The organism is Sporosarcina thermotolerans (genome assembly GCF_030067815.1).
Classification (GTDB): Bacteria; Bacillota; Bacilli; order Bacillales_A; family Planococcaceae; genus Sporosarcina; species Sporosarcina thermotolerans.
In genome coordinates this window covers 2,482,875-2,497,860 of the sequence record NZ_CP125968.1, presented here as the reverse complement: position 1 = coordinate 2,497,860, position 14,986 = coordinate 2,482,875, and the positions used below count along the sequence as shown (strand labels likewise).

Annotated in this window: 13 protein-coding genes and 2 pseudogenes; 13 read left to right on the top strand and 2 right to left on the bottom strand. The window is 40.5% G+C overall.

Annotated elements, in window-relative coordinates; all coding sequences use genetic code 11:
- The first annotated feature begins 56 nt into the window (after nt 1–56).
- The 10 genes and pseudogenes from QNH10_RS14180 (at nt 57) to QNH10_RS14135 (ending at nt 9,262) form a co-directional block, all read left to right on the top strand.
- Entirely contained in the window at nt 57–1,478 is a 1,422-nt protein-coding gene (locus QNH10_RS14180; RefSeq protein ID WP_381426417.1) for an ABC transporter permease, read from the top strand.
- A gap of 38 nt (nt 1,479–1,516) precedes the next feature.
- Nucleotides 1,517–2,987, top strand: a pseudogene (locus QNH10_RS14175) (ABC transporter permease).
- A gap of 56 nt (nt 2,988–3,043) precedes the next feature.
- Entirely contained in the window at nt 3,044–4,861 is a 1,818-nt protein-coding gene (locus tag QNH10_RS14170) for an ABC transporter substrate-binding protein (protein WP_283732046.1), read from the top strand.
- 144 nt (nt 4,862–5,005) lie between these two features.
- On the top strand, nt 5,006–5,293 hold the full coding sequence (locus QNH10_RS14165; RefSeq protein WP_283732045.1) for a hypothetical protein: 288 nt from the start codon (nt 5,006–5,008) through the stop codon (nt 5,291–5,293).
- A gap of 65 nt (nt 5,294–5,358) precedes the next feature.
- Nucleotides 5,359–5,712: a hypothetical protein gene (locus tag QNH10_RS14160; protein ID WP_283732044.1), complete on the top strand. Its 354-nt coding sequence runs from the start codon at nt 5,359–5,361 to the stop codon at nt 5,710–5,712.
- A gap of 260 nt (nt 5,713–5,972) precedes the next feature.
- A complete protein-coding gene (locus tag QNH10_RS14155) occupies nt 5,973–6,623 on the top strand; it encodes a tetratricopeptide repeat protein (RefSeq protein ID WP_283732043.1) in 651 nt (216 codons plus the stop codon).
- Between the two features lie 20 nt (nt 6,624–6,643).
- A complete protein-coding gene (locus QNH10_RS14150) occupies nt 6,644–7,288 on the top strand; it encodes an HAD family hydrolase (RefSeq protein ID WP_283732042.1) in 645 nt (214 codons plus the stop codon).
- A 173-nt stretch (nt 7,289–7,461) separates the two neighbouring features.
- A complete protein-coding gene (locus tag QNH10_RS14145) occupies nt 7,462–7,986 on the top strand; it encodes a hypothetical protein (RefSeq protein WP_283732041.1) in 525 nt (174 codons plus the stop codon).
- Between the two features lie 21 nt (nt 7,987–8,007).
- Nucleotides 8,008–8,781 carry an APH(3') family aminoglycoside O-phosphotransferase gene (locus tag QNH10_RS14140; protein WP_283732040.1) on the top strand — a complete coding sequence of 258 codons (774 nt, stop codon included), beginning with the start codon at nt 8,008–8,010 and terminating at the stop codon, nt 8,779–8,781.
- A gap of 40 nt (nt 8,782–8,821) precedes the next feature.
- Nucleotides 8,822–9,262 carry a GNAT family N-acetyltransferase gene (locus QNH10_RS14135; RefSeq protein ID WP_283732039.1) on the top strand — a complete coding sequence of 147 codons (441 nt, stop codon included), beginning with the start codon at nt 8,822–8,824 and terminating at the stop codon, nt 9,260–9,262.
- A gap of 442 nt (nt 9,263–9,704) precedes the next feature.
- Here the strand turns inward: QNH10_RS14135 and QNH10_RS14130 are convergent, their stop codons facing one another.
- Entirely contained in the window at nt 9,705–10,817 is a 1,113-nt protein-coding gene (locus QNH10_RS14130) for an RNA-guided endonuclease TnpB family protein (protein WP_283732038.1), read from the bottom strand.
- A gap of 266 nt (nt 10,818–11,083) precedes the next feature.
- On the opposite strand from QNH10_RS14130, the gene QNH10_RS14125 reads away from it, so the two are divergent.
- From QNH10_RS14125 to QNH10_RS14115, 3 genes and pseudogenes are all read left to right on the top strand, one after another.
- Nucleotides 11,084–11,335 (top strand): hypothetical protein, encoded by a 252-nt coding sequence (locus tag QNH10_RS14125; RefSeq protein ID WP_283732037.1) that lies wholly within the window; start codon nt 11,084–11,086, stop codon nt 11,333–11,335.
- Nucleotides 11,302–12,783 (top strand): M3 family oligoendopeptidase, encoded by a 1,482-nt coding sequence (locus QNH10_RS14120; RefSeq protein WP_347178063.1) that lies wholly within the window; start codon nt 11,302–11,304, stop codon nt 12,781–12,783. Before QNH10_RS14125 ends, QNH10_RS14120 begins: the two co-directional genes overlap by 34 nt.
- A 205-nt stretch (nt 12,784–12,988) precedes the next feature.
- Nucleotides 12,989–13,935: pseudogene (locus QNH10_RS14115) on the top strand (threonine ammonia-lyase).
- A gap of 80 nt (nt 13,936–14,015) precedes the next feature.
- Here the strand turns inward: QNH10_RS14115 and uvsE are convergent.
- Complete coding sequence (gene uvsE / locus QNH10_RS14110; protein ID WP_283732036.1) at nt 14,016–14,975, bottom strand: UV DNA damage repair endonuclease UvsE; 960 nt, start codon at nt 14,973–14,975, stop codon at nt 14,016–14,018.
- Nucleotides 14,976–14,986: the final 11 nt, after the last annotated feature.

Below are 14,986 nucleotides of genomic sequence, written 5' to 3'. Positions count from 1 at the left end.
ATATAGTATAGTATACCGATAGGAATTATACAACAATGGGCAGGAGGGAATTTTGAATGAAACTCGGCATATCTGCCTTGCTCAAAAGAACTTATAAAGAGGCGCATGGAAGGTCGATGTATCGATTCCTGCTTTATTTAACAGGATTGCCTCTCCATATACTCGTTTATCTCTTTTATTTAATGAAGAAAAAAGACCGTACTTACGAAGCGACGATGGCAGATGTGAAGCGGAAGCTCTCAGATGAAGGTCGAAAGAAGCAATTGTTCCACGAGTACAAAGATCAGTTGCTGCGAAAAGCGGAATTTTTCCAGGAGAAGAACAGCCCTGATGCGCTTAGCGTTCAGGCGGAAAAATTGGCGGTCGAACGGTTTCAGGAAGAGGTTGTGCGACGGACCGATGAACGGCTTTCGCAACAAGGCGTACGTAAAGAGTCGTATTCTACGTACTTCTTATCACTCTTGGAACGGCCGATGTTCCTCCTTGTTTCGCTGGTGCCGGGTGTCCTAATGTATGCTTGGCTGTTTTTGATCAGCAACCCGTTTTTGAAATATATTATGGAACGACTCGTCCAAAGTGTCTTTGTCATTATCGGAGTTGGAATACTCGTCTTTTCCATTCTTTATATTTCACCATTCGATCCCGCTTCAAACATTCTTGGAGAATCGGCGACGAAAGAGCAGATTGCGGCGTTCAATCAAATCCATGGACTGGACCTGCCGTATTTGCAGCAACTTTGGAATGCATTGAAAGGAATTGCGACGTTCGATCTTGGTTCATCGTTTGCGGGAAGTGAGGATATCGCGTCGAGTATTGCGAATAAATTCCCAATCACGCTGATGATTGCTGTCTTCTCGGTTCTGATGGCGATTGTCATCGCGATTCCGGTCGGCATTTTGTCTGCAACTCGGCCGAATTCGTTTTTGGATACGACATTCATGTTCATCGCATTACTTGGGTTATCGATTCCAAATTTCTGGCAAGGTCTGATCTTCATCTTGAATTTCTCGATCAAGCTTGGTTGGCTGCCAGCCACTTATAGCCCGGGGAATGCGTTGTCGATCATCATGCCGGTTGTCGTGTTGGGAACTGGGCTTACTGCATCGATAGCAAGAATGATGCGTTCTTCGTTACTGGAAATCATCCATGAGGACTACATCATTACGGCACGTGCAAAAGGGCTAACGAAAAGCCAGATGCTTTGGAAGCACGCAGTCGGAAATGCGATGATCCCAGTCATTACCGTTATCGGTCTGATGTTTGGGGGCATGCTCGGCGGCGCTGCTGTAACCGAGAAAGTATTCAATATTAAAGGGATCGGTAGCTACATCGTCGATAAGCAATTCATCCCGGACATCCCGGCGATCATGGGCGGTGTCGTCTATATCGCGATTACGATTTCGCTCGTGAATTTGCTGATTGACATTTTATACGCATTCCTCGATCCACGGATCCGTTCGAAAATGAAACAAACATAAAGCAGGTGAAAAGATGGAAGAGAAGCTGAAAAATCGGCATGCATTGGCTGTATCAAAAAGAATACCCGCAAGCGAATTTCACCTGGATCATTTCACTCGTCGTCTCGTTGATCTTCTTAGGGAATAGTTTCTCGTTCAAGACCGGGGAGATAAATACGATTCTGTTCGCCATTTTCATCGCTTATTTGATAACAACTCTTTTACAGCTGTTTATCACATGGAAGATGAAAAGAGATCTACTGAGCAACGGCGAAATCCGCTTAGGGACTCGGCGATTAGGGTATATACAACTACTTAGTTTAGTGACAGGCAATATCTTTACGGCTGCGTTCGCGTTTAACCTTATCAATAAACGGAAGACGCCGGAATACACGTTTGCTGTCTATATGTTTCTAACCCAGCTATTCGTCATAGCAATTTCGGCAGTGAATATTTTCAAACCGTACGTCACGGATACGTTTCCGGCTGCAATGCTCGTGTTGCTCGTCATCGCGGTATTCCATCTAACGGTGTTGATCATCGTCGCGAAGACAGTGAAGGACGTAAGTGCTCCACGGTGGCTCGGGATTATTGCGGTCATCGTCATTCTCACTGCAGTGACGGGCAATCTGTTCGCGCTGCTACTTGGATGGAGCCTCTTGTTGAAATCAATGAGCAAAGACCATTCGCGCATTATGAAATGGAATGTGATGTGGGAGAAAATCACACGCAATTCGACGGCTACATTGGGAATGTTTTTCATTATCCTCATGCTGTCGATTTCGGTAGTGAGTGAGTTCACGTTTGACTATGCGCTTGCTGTCGAAAACGATTACGGCAATATTTTGCAACAGCCAAGCCTCGCTTATCCATTCGGCACGGATAACTTCGGCCGTGATGTGTTTTCGCGCATTGTGTTCGGCGCAAGGATATCCTTGATTGTCGGCTTCGCTTCAACTCTCATCCCGGGTGTTGTCGGCGGATTCTTAGGTGGGATTGCCGGCTATTACAGCAATCGTACGGATAATATGATCATGCGCGTGCTTGACGTGTTATATGCGATTCCAGGAATCTTGCTTGCGATTGCGATTATCGCAGCGTTCGGTGCGAATACGGTGAACTTGATTATCGCGCTCAGCGTTGGATCGATTCCGACATATGCGCGGACGATGCGGGCGAATGTCCTCATGGTGTCGAATTACGACTTTGTCGATTCGGCTCGTGCACTCGGAACGTCTGATATGTCGATCATCTTCAAGCAGGTCGTGCCGAATTCATTGGCACCGATGATCGTTAAATCGACGCTGACGATTGGTGGAGCCGTCATTGCAACGAGCAGTTTAAGTTATTTAGGGCTTGGGTAGAGCCGCATATTCCGGAGTGGGGAATATCTTGCGGGTCGGCAGTACGTATTTGGAATCCCATTCGTATTTAGCGATTTTCCCGGGGCTCGCGATCATTTTGCTCGTCCTTTCCTTCAACTTTTTAGGGGATGGACTGAGAGATGCGCTTGACCCGCGGCTTGATTAAGTGTATTTCTCCCAGTAGGGACTAACAAATAAAAGCAACTTAGAAAAGGAGATTTGATGATGGGAAAAAGATTATTGACCCTTATGCTTGCGCTTATCGTTGTACTGGCAGGCTGTGTGCAAACGAAATCGGATGTGTCCGGTGAGAAGGAAAAAGGAGATACAAAAGGTGGCGGCAACAACGGCAAGGTAACGATTGAGTTGCTTGGAACGAGCTCCGGTGAGGCAGATATGAATATCGTCCGCGACCAGCTCATCAAAAACGGTTTCGACGTGAAATTGAATATCCAACCGGATTACGGTAGTTTTAAAGCGCAACGGGATGCAGGGAATTTCGACATTGCATTATCCAGCTGGACGACTGTAACAGGGAACCCAGATTATGCAGTACGTTCTTTGTTCAAATCTGGCGGTGACAACAGTGATATCAGTGATGAAGAAGTGGATAAATTAATTGAAAAGGCAAGTACCGAAACACCTGATGAATACCAAGAAACATATAAGCAACTTGAACAACGACTTGTAGTAGAGAAAGCATATATTGCGCCGCTTTATAATTCATTCAAAGCACAAGGGGTCAATAAAGATGTATTGAACCCTAAGACAGTACGTCTTGCGAAATCACGTGCAATCGCATGGGAGACAATCGATTTCAATGATTCATCGAAGCGTGAAACGCTTGCATTGATCGCTCAACAGGCAATTGGTTCATTGACTTCCCTTGACCCAATCAAAGGGAATGACGGTTCTATCAATACGTTGAACACGAATATGTATGTGCGTCTCGTCAATTTGACGGATGACGACCAAGTCATTTCGGATGGATCGCTTTCGTATAACTATGCGATTGGTGAAGGCAACAATGATTATTACTTCATTCTTCGGGATGATATCAACTTTGCGAAAGTGGAAGATGGCAAAGCGGTTGATACTGGAGAACGTGTTGGGTCAGATGATGTTGTATTTTCATTGAACCGCGCGAAAGATAAAAATTCCGTGCCGGATCACCGGACGTACAGTTTGCATGAAAGCATTAAGGACATCGAAGTTGTAACGGACCTTTCTGAGCTTGAAAACGTGAAACTATCCGGTGGGGAAGGGTCAATCCGAGAAGCGCTAGAAAAAGGGCTTGACGCTAACATTACCGAACTTGTTGGAGATAAGACAGCAGCTGACAGCCATGCAGGGAAATACCAAGTCATCAAAGTGACAACGAACGAGCCATTCCCACAAGTGTTGAACTATTTGGCGCATCAATCCGCAGGGATCGTGTCGAAAAAACAAGTGGAAAGCATCAACACATATGATGTAGCGAACTTTAATATCGATAAAGACATTCCATACGGCGACCAACGTACGGTAACGGAAGGTTCTACCTATAACAACCATCTGTATGCGAGTGGTCCATATATTCTTGTGAAGAAAAACGATTACCAAGCAGACTTCGCGAAAAACCCGGTGTATCGCGCGGGCAGTGAATTCGAACCGAACATCTCTAACGTAACTGTCCGATTCATTCAAGACGCAGACAGCGCATTATCCGCATTGCGTAACGGCGAAATCCATTTCTTCAACGGCGTTCCGGAAACGAAGTATGATCTCGTTGAAAATGATGACAAACTCGTCTTGCAGAAGAACGACAGCAACGCAGTCGCTTACTTGGTCTTCAACGCAGGAGACCGCGATGTAGCGAAGAGCGAAAACTTACGGAAAGCCGTTTTGTATTCTATCAACCAAGATGAGTTCTTGAATTATTATCAAGGGAATAAAAAAAAAGCCTACTCAACGGTAAGCCCATTAGTCAACACAGGCAACGAATTGGTTGCAGATCCAGCCAAAGTGAAGGAATTCCTTGCGGAGTTTCAGGCGGAATAAATCCATTCTTAGAGTGGTGCAGCTTCAATTGTATAATGTGAAAGAGAAAAGCCGATCAATGTGGTATTTGATCGGCTTTTCTTTATTTTTAGGCTCATCATTCACCTCTATAGGGAAATAATAAACAAAAAGGGGTGAAAACATGTGAGAAAATACTTAATAGTACTATTAGTCACTTTTTTACTTTGTCTTACTGGAAAAGCTTTTGCAGTTCAAAGGGTTGTAACATCATTCATTAAATCCGATATTTGGTATGAAAATATTTTTCTGATTGCAGATATGGCAGATACAATGGCGACTGATAATTTCACTGTCCAGGTAGGCGGTGGTGTCGATAGTGTAGGTGGTGAATTATTTTACAACTTTCCGGAATGGCGAAATGAAAAATTCGCCCCAAATTATTTTATGAAGATATCAATGCAGATAAGTTAAAAGATATTATTGTTGTGCTGATCTCAGGTGCCGGGTCTGGAATATCAACGAAAGAAATTCATGTATTGAATCAACTACAAGATCCCTATAGTAGATATACAGAAGTTCCCGTCGAGTCTATCTCGGATGCGGTCAAGCGGTTTGTAAAGATGGAGAAAAAAGGGAATGAAATTTTAATCTCGATTGGTAAAAGAAAATATGAAATAGACTATTCGAAATTTGATTATCATACACCTATCCATTCACCTGGGGTAGGGGCAATTGAGGAGTATACTCCTGAAAATGGTGTCCTTTACGGCTATACCACAGTATTTGTTACAATTCCCGAGGCAAGCATTGGAACTTTCAAAGTGAAATACGGATGGGACGGGAAATCGTATAAAGCTGAATCAGTTACTTTTATTGAAAATGTTCCGTAACACTTTTCGCTACAATACATGGTTTTAAGGTCAGGAAAACTACGATTGAAAATGATGATTGAAGAGATAAGTATACTGGAAAGTATAATCCTTTTTCGTATTATGAAACCTTATAAAGTGATGTAGAGCAGCATATATTAACACCTTCCAAAATAAAAGGAGGGTGTGTTTTTTTATGTTAAATGAGTATTTCGAAAATACAAATGGACTTCATGATATAATTGATTTTAAGGAAATATATAAGGGGCGGAGGGAAAGCAGTGGGAAGAGCAGATTCTATTGATAGCAAGTTAGAGTTTGCATTTAAACTATTTGAGAGTAAACGTCTTTCTAAAGCAGAAGAAATTTATCATGAATGTCTTAGTTCACTCGAAGAAAGTTCAAACAACTACAAAGTGGCGTTACATTGGCTTGGGTATGTTAAAAGTGAACTGAAGAAATATGATGAAGCAAGATCAATTTATATTAAACTTAGAGAAATAGCGAAGTTTAGTTCAGATCTCCAAGATGAACTCATTGCAATACATCAATTAGGTATGGTTGAACGCATGGCAAGGAACTACGAAGAAGCAATCAAATTGTTTGATGTAGAACTAAATTTGTTGAAGAACAGTTATCCGGATTTCTATGTAGGTTTTGCGGCCAACTATTACGAACAAGGATATATCCTATTAAAGAAAGGTAGTTTAATCGAGGCTGAAAAACTTATGAATCAATCCCTACAGTATTCCAAGCAGTCAAATGATCCGATTGCTTTGGGATGTTCTTTACGTGGACTTGGAGAAATATTTAATGCTAAAGGCGAGATTGAAAGGGCGAAAGGGTATTTTGAAGAATCGATATTTACGTTTAAAGAGTCTGATGATATTGTGGCGGTGGAAGAGGTGAAAAGTATATTGGATAAAATTTGATCAAATATAGGGGGATGAATATGGATCAATTAAAAAATAAAGTGAAAGTAATTTTCTTTGATGCAGGAGGGGTACTTTTTGATACTCCTATTAAAGGAGATGACAGGATCAGATTTTTATTAATGGAAAGGGGCTATACAAAATCAAAAATTGATTCTGCCCTTTTGAAAGCTAAACAAATTAATCTACCCTTTATTACAAATTGGAACGAAGAAGAACAATACTACAAGCTTTATTATGGAAGAATTGCGGAAGATCTTGGTGAAAATGATTTAGCAAATGAATTATTTCACTTTGCAGATTATGCCGGACATTGTAGGCTTTTTCCAGAAGTAAAAGGTGTCCTTGAGCAATTAAAAAGAGAGTATAAGTTGGCTGTAATTTCAAATGCAATGCCAAGTATGGACTGGATTTTTGATCGATTAGGAATTCGTAAATATTTTGATGCTATTATTCTATCTGCTCTTGTAAAAACAGAAAAACCAGGAGAGGCGATATATAATATTGCCCTAAATCAAATGGAAACAATAAAAGAAAAGTGTATATTTATTGATGATAAAATGGAAAATATTGATGGAGCCGAACAAGCAGGGATTAAAGGGATTCATTTAGATAGAAATAGAGGAGATCTGTTAGATCTATTAAGAGAACGGAATCTAATATGAAATGCGGGTTGCATGAATAGATATTGATATCAGGGAAGGTAGACTGACATAGGTTATCCAACAACATATGAAAATTATATCAAGGCTAAACGGCAGCATATTTGCCTAAGAAAATGCTGATATTTCATTATTATCATGTAAACTAAGAAATTAATAAAAAGAGGGGTGTTCAAATGTTTCAGCCTACAGCACTTTTTCAATCGGGTTTGAAGATTATCGGAGTGTTAACAATTATTTGGGGTTTGACCCACGTTGTCACTGTTGTTTATTCATTCTACTCAATCTTAAATCTATCAGAGTTGATGTCTAATAGTGATTTAACGAATTATCGGCTTTCCCTTATCTTTCAGGCATTCTATCCTGTCTTGCTTTTGGCACTTGGGATTTACTTATTAAAGAGTGGTGAGGCAATCATTCAATTTGCTTTCCGTGGTTCAGGGGAGAAATATGAAGCCAAAACCGGAGAGCTGTTCATGCTGTTTATGAAGTTAGCCGGATTAGTTTTGATCATTTATTCTATACCAAAAGCGTTTCAATTAGTTGCTAACGTCATGTTTGTTTCATCTGCAAAATTAATAGATACAACTGGTCAAACAGAATTCATTATTCATAATCTCATAATTACTGTTATTCAGTTACTGCTTGGTGTGTATCTATTAAAGAGTGGAAAAGTTTTTTATAAAATGGGGTTTAAATAGTCAAAAGTGGTGGTGATTCAATTGATAGAAATTCCTTCAAGTTTAGCAAAATTGACAAACGGATTCGATTGGGAACCAATAACAATTGGGCACTCGCAGTCGATGACCTTCTTATTGAAAGGCTCGTATGCAAACCAATACCTTAAAGTGCAGTCGGTTCATTCGGTTGAACGTCTCTTTGATGAAAAGGAAAAAATGAAATGGTTGGAAGGTAAGCTGCCTGTGCCGCGTGTACTATTCTACGAGATGGATGAAGCATATGAATACCTGTTGATGTCTGAGATTAAAGGTGTGAATGCTTCGGATCAATCCCATCGAGGCGATTTGCCTGCCATGTTAGAGTCGTTAGGAGACGGTCTAAAGGCGATACATTGTATCCGGATCGATGATTGTCCATTTATTCAAAGCTTGGGTGTGAAAGTAGAAGAGGCGAAGAATAGAGTGGCGAATGGCCTTGTCGATGAAGATGATTTTGATGAAGTACGAATGGGAAGGAAAGCAATCGATCTCTATGAGGAGCTTGTCGCCAAAAGGCCTTTGGATGAGGAACTTGTTTTTACACATGGTGACTATTGTTTGCCGAATGTGATTATGGAAAATCAAAGGGTGAGCGGTTTTATCGATTGGGGCAGGGCAGGCGTCGCAGATATATATCAAGACTTGGCATTGGCGATACGAAGCATTTCCAGTAATTTTGGCAAGGAGTATGTTCCTTTCTTTCTTGAGGGTTATGGAATAACAGAATTGGATGAATCTAAGGTCGAATTCTATCAACTAATGGATGAGTTTTATTGAGTTTTTGGTACCTGAATTGATATATAGGGGAGATTGCTTAATGGGGATAAGTAGTATCAAGGAACTCCAAACTCCGCAAGAAATTCTTAAAGCTTTTCCGGTAATGAATCAATTACGAACACATCTAAATGAAAAAGACTATTTGGATTTGGTTACAGAGGCCATGGAAAAAGATATGTACAAAATGTTTGCTTTGTTTGACGAAGGGGAAATTGTGGCGGTTACTGGGTTTAAACCGATGATCACACTTTACTATGGCCGTTTTGTTTGGGTATGTGATTTAGTCACCGATGCAAACAAACGGTCAAATGGATATGGTGAAAAGTTACTTTCTTTCGTTCATGAATGGGCAATAGTAAATGGTTATAAAAGCGTTGCTTTATCATCGGGATTGCAGCGAACCGATGCTCATCAATTTTATGAAGATAAAATGGGGTATGACAAGGTAAGTTATGTCTTTAAGAAAAATTTAGATTTATAATTAGATAGAAGTGATATTATCCCAATTAACTCCATTGCCAATTTACCATAAAAAATAATCCATCCTTGAGTATCGAGCTCGCATTGGACGGATTATTTTACCTTGTATTTGTATTTGAATTAAAACACTTCCTCTAAATTCACTCGGAATCGCTTTAAGACTGTGGATTCGATCATTCCGGTTTTTTTTAGTGAATCGACTTGTTTGAACTGTCCATGCTGATCCAACTCATATACAGGAAAATGAGGATTTACAACGTTAAGGAAGTTTCAATATCAAAAAGTCTAATTTCTTAATTAACTGTGAAGAAATTCATTTCTTAAGTGAACCTACCCACCACTTAACGCTTCGCGTTTGAAGTGGGGCTTCTCGACTTATCGTTGCTTCTGTTAGCCAACGAAAAATGACCGAGCTAACCCTCTTGGACCAAGAGTTTTTTTGTTTAGGACAAACCTATGATCAGCTTGCCTTCATTTTTGATGTTTATGGCGGCATTCCAATCCCGATCAGACACGAACCCGCACTCACAGGAGTATGTTCGTTCCGAAAGGGATAGGGCGGCCTTCACATTTCCGCAATCCGAACACATCTTAGACGATGGAAACCATTTATCGATTTTGAGGAAACGCTTGCCCTGATCTTTTAGTTTGTATTCAAGGAACGTGCTGAACATACCCCATCCGTTGTCGGCAACGCTTTTACCGAAACGCAGGGCTTGTGACATCTCTTTCATATTGAGGTCTTCGATGACAACACAGTCATATTGATTTGCCAGTCGCCAGGATTGTTTATGCAGAAAATCCCTTCGTTGGTTTGCCACTTTTTCGTGGAGTTTGGCAACCCTAATACGCTGTTTTTCCCATCGAGAAGAACCCTTTGTTTTCTTTGATAATATCCGTTGTTCTTTCGCCAGTTTCTCTTCTGCTCGTCGATAGAACTGTGGGTAATTGGCTTTCTTACCCTCTTCACTTTCGACAAACAGGCCGTCCATGGCAAAGTCTAATCCGACTACTTGCTTGATTTCTTTTTTCTTGGGCTTGTGTTCATATTCTGTGAGTATGGAAATATGGTATTTCCCTGTGGAAGAACGGGAAATTGTGCATGACTTGATAACATGATGTGAAGGGATTTCGCGATGCTGTTTCATTCTAAGGGGTGTAAGTTTCGGTAGTTTGATGTGGGCATCCAGAATCTTGATGTTTCCGTTGACCATGTTTGTCGTGTAGGATTGCCTTGACTTACGATTCTTGAATTTCGGGTACTTAGTCTTGCCTGAGAAGAAATTGGAAAACGCTGTTTGCAGATTCAACTGGGCGTTAGCGAGTGCCAGGCTATCAACCTCCTTGAGCCACTCAAATTCTTTCTTATATTTGGCGGGCGTCGGAAGCTTCTGTTTCTTCAGTAATGTCATGTTATCTTTGAGTTTTTCATAGGTTTCCTTGCGTTCCGCGAGCATTTTATTGTAGACAAATCGAACACATCCAAAAGTCTTGACCAAAAAGTCTTCTTGTTCCTTTGTCGGGTAGATTCGAAATTTGTATGCTTTATTTGCCACTCAAATCACCACATTTCAGAAGATTAGGAATACCTGTTCCTATTATACCAACCAAAAGAGGTGTTGGCTATCGCCAACCGAAATTCATCTCCCTCTTACCGTTGGGCTTCACCCTTCACACGCTTGAAGAGGGAGACTTCTTTCGGAGAATTGTTAAAATCTTATTGGTCAAAATCACCTAATCTTTTAAATTTAAAATAGGCTTAAGCAATTGGAATCGATAATATATATATTATGTAACGAAAAAGCAGAGAGGAAGTGATTTATTGTCAAAAGAATTAAGTCAAAAGTATTATAAAGAATTAGTTGATTTGGAGAATGTAGAAGGGGTAGAATCTCAATTTTTAGGCTTACTAGATGTTCAAATCGAATCCGTTTCTGATCTAGAAAAGTGGTTAGAGGATGAAAAGGAATTAATGTTTAAAATCAATGAGGCGATAACAGGTCACCATCTCACTTCTACCGAAACACAGAGGATACGGAAATTAAGTCGACGTATCTTCACGATCAGCAAGTAATCCATCCACTCTTATTGAAATATGAAGCTAAACTCAATGAGAAATGCTGTGAGTCTCCCTTTTTTCATGAATTAGATGAAAAACGTTACGGCTTAATGCGACGAGTTCGCAAGTCTAAAGTGAAATTGTTCAGAGAAGAAAACATTCCATTAATGGTAAAAGAACAAGAGCTCTGTACGAAATATAGTGAAATTATGGGGGGATTAACCGTTGAATGGGAGGGGGAAGAAAAGCCTTTTCCGTTTATCAAATCTCAGCTTGATCATCTAGATAGAGAGGTGCGAGAAAAAGCTTATCATGCCATGATGTCAGCCCATCGTCAAATTAAACCCGATATGGATGCCATCATGGATGAACTGGTTAGGCTGCGCCATCAAATTGCAAAACAAGCAGGCTTTGAAAATTATCGTGAGTATATGTTTGTAGAAAAAAATCGTGAGTATAGCGTTCAAGATTGCTATGACTTTCATGAAAATGCAGAAAAGCATATTATCCCCGCTTGGAACAGGCTCGCAGATGTGTTTAAGAACAAGCTTGGTGTTGATACTTATCGCCCTTGGGATAACACCACCGCTAAATTGTTGAAAAAACCACCATACTCCGAAGTGTCTACTCTTATGGATGGCGTTTCAGAAATTTTAGGGAAGACCGACCCCTATTTTGGAGAGCGTTTCAATTACATGAGAGGGCATGGATTATTAGACCTCGAAGTTCGGAAAGGAAAAGGCCCGCATGCTTTCTGTGCACCCTTACTTGTTTCAGGGGATATCTTTGTTTTTTCGAACTTTAGTCCATCCCATGATTCACTAAGCACATTAATCCATGAAATGGGCCACGCGGTGAATGGGTACCTTGAGTTTTCCGAACACGGTCCTTTTGATCAGCACCAATGGCGAGCGGAAATTGCCGAACTATATTCTTTTGGGATGCAATTGCTCTTATTGGATAAGCTTGATCGTTTTTATCCAGATGAAGAAGATTTTAAGAGCGCACAGCGTGAAGAGCTAAGATACGCATTTACAATGTTATTCAGCCCATTGTCCGGGGATCTCTTCCAGCACTGGATGTATACAAATCCTACGCACACTGCCGAAGAACGTGATCAAAAGTTCTTTGAAATTTCAAAACGCTTTGGCTTAAGCCCTGTCGATACTTCTGGGTTTGAGGAGGAAATTGGGATGAGCTGGGCAGGCACCATTCATTATTTTCACGTTCCTTTCTATACTATTGAATACTCTATGTCAATGCTTGGTGCTCTTCAATTACTTGAGAATTATCAAAAAAATCCCGAGCAGGCTGTGGAATCCTTCAAAAAAGGTGCAAGTGCGGACTTAAATCAATCTATCGCAAAGGTTTATGAAGAAACGGGTGTCCGTTTTGATTTTTCAGAGCCAGTCGTTAAGCAAATGGGTAACTTCTTAGAAAAAGTTATTCAAGAAATTCATTAACGACGATGATGCACCTGGACCATTCTTATAGGGTTTTACACGCAAAAAACACAACTGATGAATTTGTGCCTTTTGCTTTAATCTTCAAAGGTTCTGTCCGCAACATTTTTGATTTCCTGGTATTCCTTCACAAATTCACCGAAAACCAAAATACTTATTGCGCAGTAAGAGCCAGTTTTGAATAATGATTTGGGGGGATGGAAGAATGATTTCTTTAGATGAAATCAATGATGCCAAACAACGAATATATAATATAGCCCATATTACGCCGATTTTACAATCAGAGCAACTCTCCAAAATATGCGGAAATCAGCTGTTTTTAAAATCCGAGCATTTGCAAAAGACAGGGTCTTTTAAAATTCGGGGAGCGAGCAATAAGGTCATCCATTCGGTGGAAAACGGTGCGAAGTTTGTGTCAGCGGCATCATCGGGCAATCACGGTCAAGCAGTCGCTTATGTTGCTAATAAATACGGGATCCCAGCAACGATTGTGGTTCCTGAAGATGCTAGTACATGTAAGACCAATGCGATCCGGGCTTACAATGGCAAGGTGGAATTCTGTGGCACAACTTCCGAAGAGCGAATAAATAGAGCGCAAGAAATTGCCGGAAATGAAAACGGCGTATACATCCCACCGTATGACGACCCTTATATTATGGCAGGGCAAGGAACTGTCGGCCTGGAAATTTTGGATCAGGTGGAAAATGTAGATGCAATTATTGTTCCGATTGGCGGAGGGGACTATTAGCTGGAATTCTGACTGCAATAAAGGAAACGAATCCAAGGATAAAAGTGATTGGTGTTGAGCCCGAATGTGCCAATGATACCTACCTATCGTTGATAAACAAGAAAGTCACCTCAGTTACTACAAATACAATTGCGGACGGATTAAGAACAAGCCAACCTGGGCAGTTAACTTTTCCGATCCTTATGAAATATCTTGATGATTTGGTACTTGTCAGCGAAGATGAGATCCGCCAAGCCTTCAGTTTTGTAATGGAACGCACGAAACAACTTATTGAACCGTCAAGTGCGACAACGATTGCGGCTGCAATATTCGATAAATTAAACCTACGAGATGAAAACATAGTATCTGTCATCTCCGGTGGAAACGTCGACCTGAATAAGGTTCATCAATTTATCCGCCTATGAATATAATAGGTGCTTGTGCTAAGGTTACTGCACCGGCACCTATTTTTTTGTAATGTACTTGACAAATTTTTCCCCCCACACTAGATATGGAATGAAGAGCCATCTATTATTTTCACATTATCCTTGCCTTTAATTTCCTCCATTAAGTGAAACAAGGCCTGATCCTTTCGTTTTGCCTCTATCATGCAGTCAATCTGAGAAACGCTACCTTTAATTTCATTTAAGAATTGAAAAAACGTATCGATATCGACATAATCGGCGTGGTGACGAAATTCCTTTTGGCTTTTCGGGCTGGAAATATGCATTTTTATCGGAAGAGGAGAGTTGCGCCAAGTATTAACGACCCGGTCCCAATGAGTTAGCCAATTTGGGTCGTTGTAGTGCGCAAGGTGATGATGGTAATCAAATACAAGTGGAATATCAAGTTTTTCACATAAGTACAGGGTATCTGTTAGCGTGAATGAAGTATCATCATTTTCGAGCATGATCATTTTTTGAATCGTTTTTGGAACATCCATCCAATTATCGATAAAACGTTCGAGCGATTTTTCCGTTTCCTTATAGTTGCCTCCTACATGCATTACACAGCGATGGATCGGGTCAATTCCCATTCCTTTTAATAATTGATAATGCATTTTAAGTGTTTTTATCGAATTCTTTAAAACACCTTCCTTAATGGAATTAATAAGAACAAAGTGATCAGGATGAAAATCAAGCCTCGGTTTGTTACTTCTGACGAAATCCCCAATTTCAACTAAAAGTTCTTTTAGAGGCTTTATATAATTCCAATCCTGCAACTCCTCGTGGTTAGCAAGTGGAATAAGACGAGAGCTTAAACGATAAAAATGTATCTCGGAAGCTACATTATGCTTCAATAGTCGAAATGTATTTTGTAAATTTGAAATTGAAATGCGTTCCAATTTGCGAATAGCTGCTTCCCGATCACCGATCTTCTGAAATTGTGTAAATGTCATGGTTTGTGAAGGAGATGCATTTTTTACCTCCATACTCATAGCTACATAACCAAGTCGAACAATCATATCTCTCACCT

What these genes read in the sequence shown, in the direction of transcription:
- QNH10_RS14135 (WP_283732039.1), top strand. Translation starts at nt 8,822, where the DNA reads ATGGGGATAAGTAGTATCAAGGAACTCCAAACTCCGCAAGAAATTCTT.
- uvsE (WP_283732036.1), bottom strand. Translation starts at nt 14,975, where the DNA reads ATGATTGTTCGACTTGGTTATGTAGCTATGAGTATGGAGGTAAAAAAT.
- QNH10_RS14180 (WP_381426417.1), top strand. Translation starts at nt 57, where the DNA reads ATGAAACTCGGCATATCTGCCTTGCTCAAAAGAACTTATAAAGAGGCG.
- QNH10_RS14145 (WP_283732041.1), top strand. Translation starts at nt 7,462, where the DNA reads ATGTTTCAGCCTACAGCACTTTTTCAATCGGGTTTGAAGATTATCGGA.
- QNH10_RS14150 (WP_283732042.1), top strand. Translation starts at nt 6,644, where the DNA reads ATGGATCAATTAAAAAATAAAGTGAAAGTAATTTTCTTTGATGCAGGA.
- QNH10_RS14170 (WP_283732046.1), top strand. Translation starts at nt 3,044, where the DNA reads ATGATGGGAAAAAGATTATTGACCCTTATGCTTGCGCTTATCGTTGTA.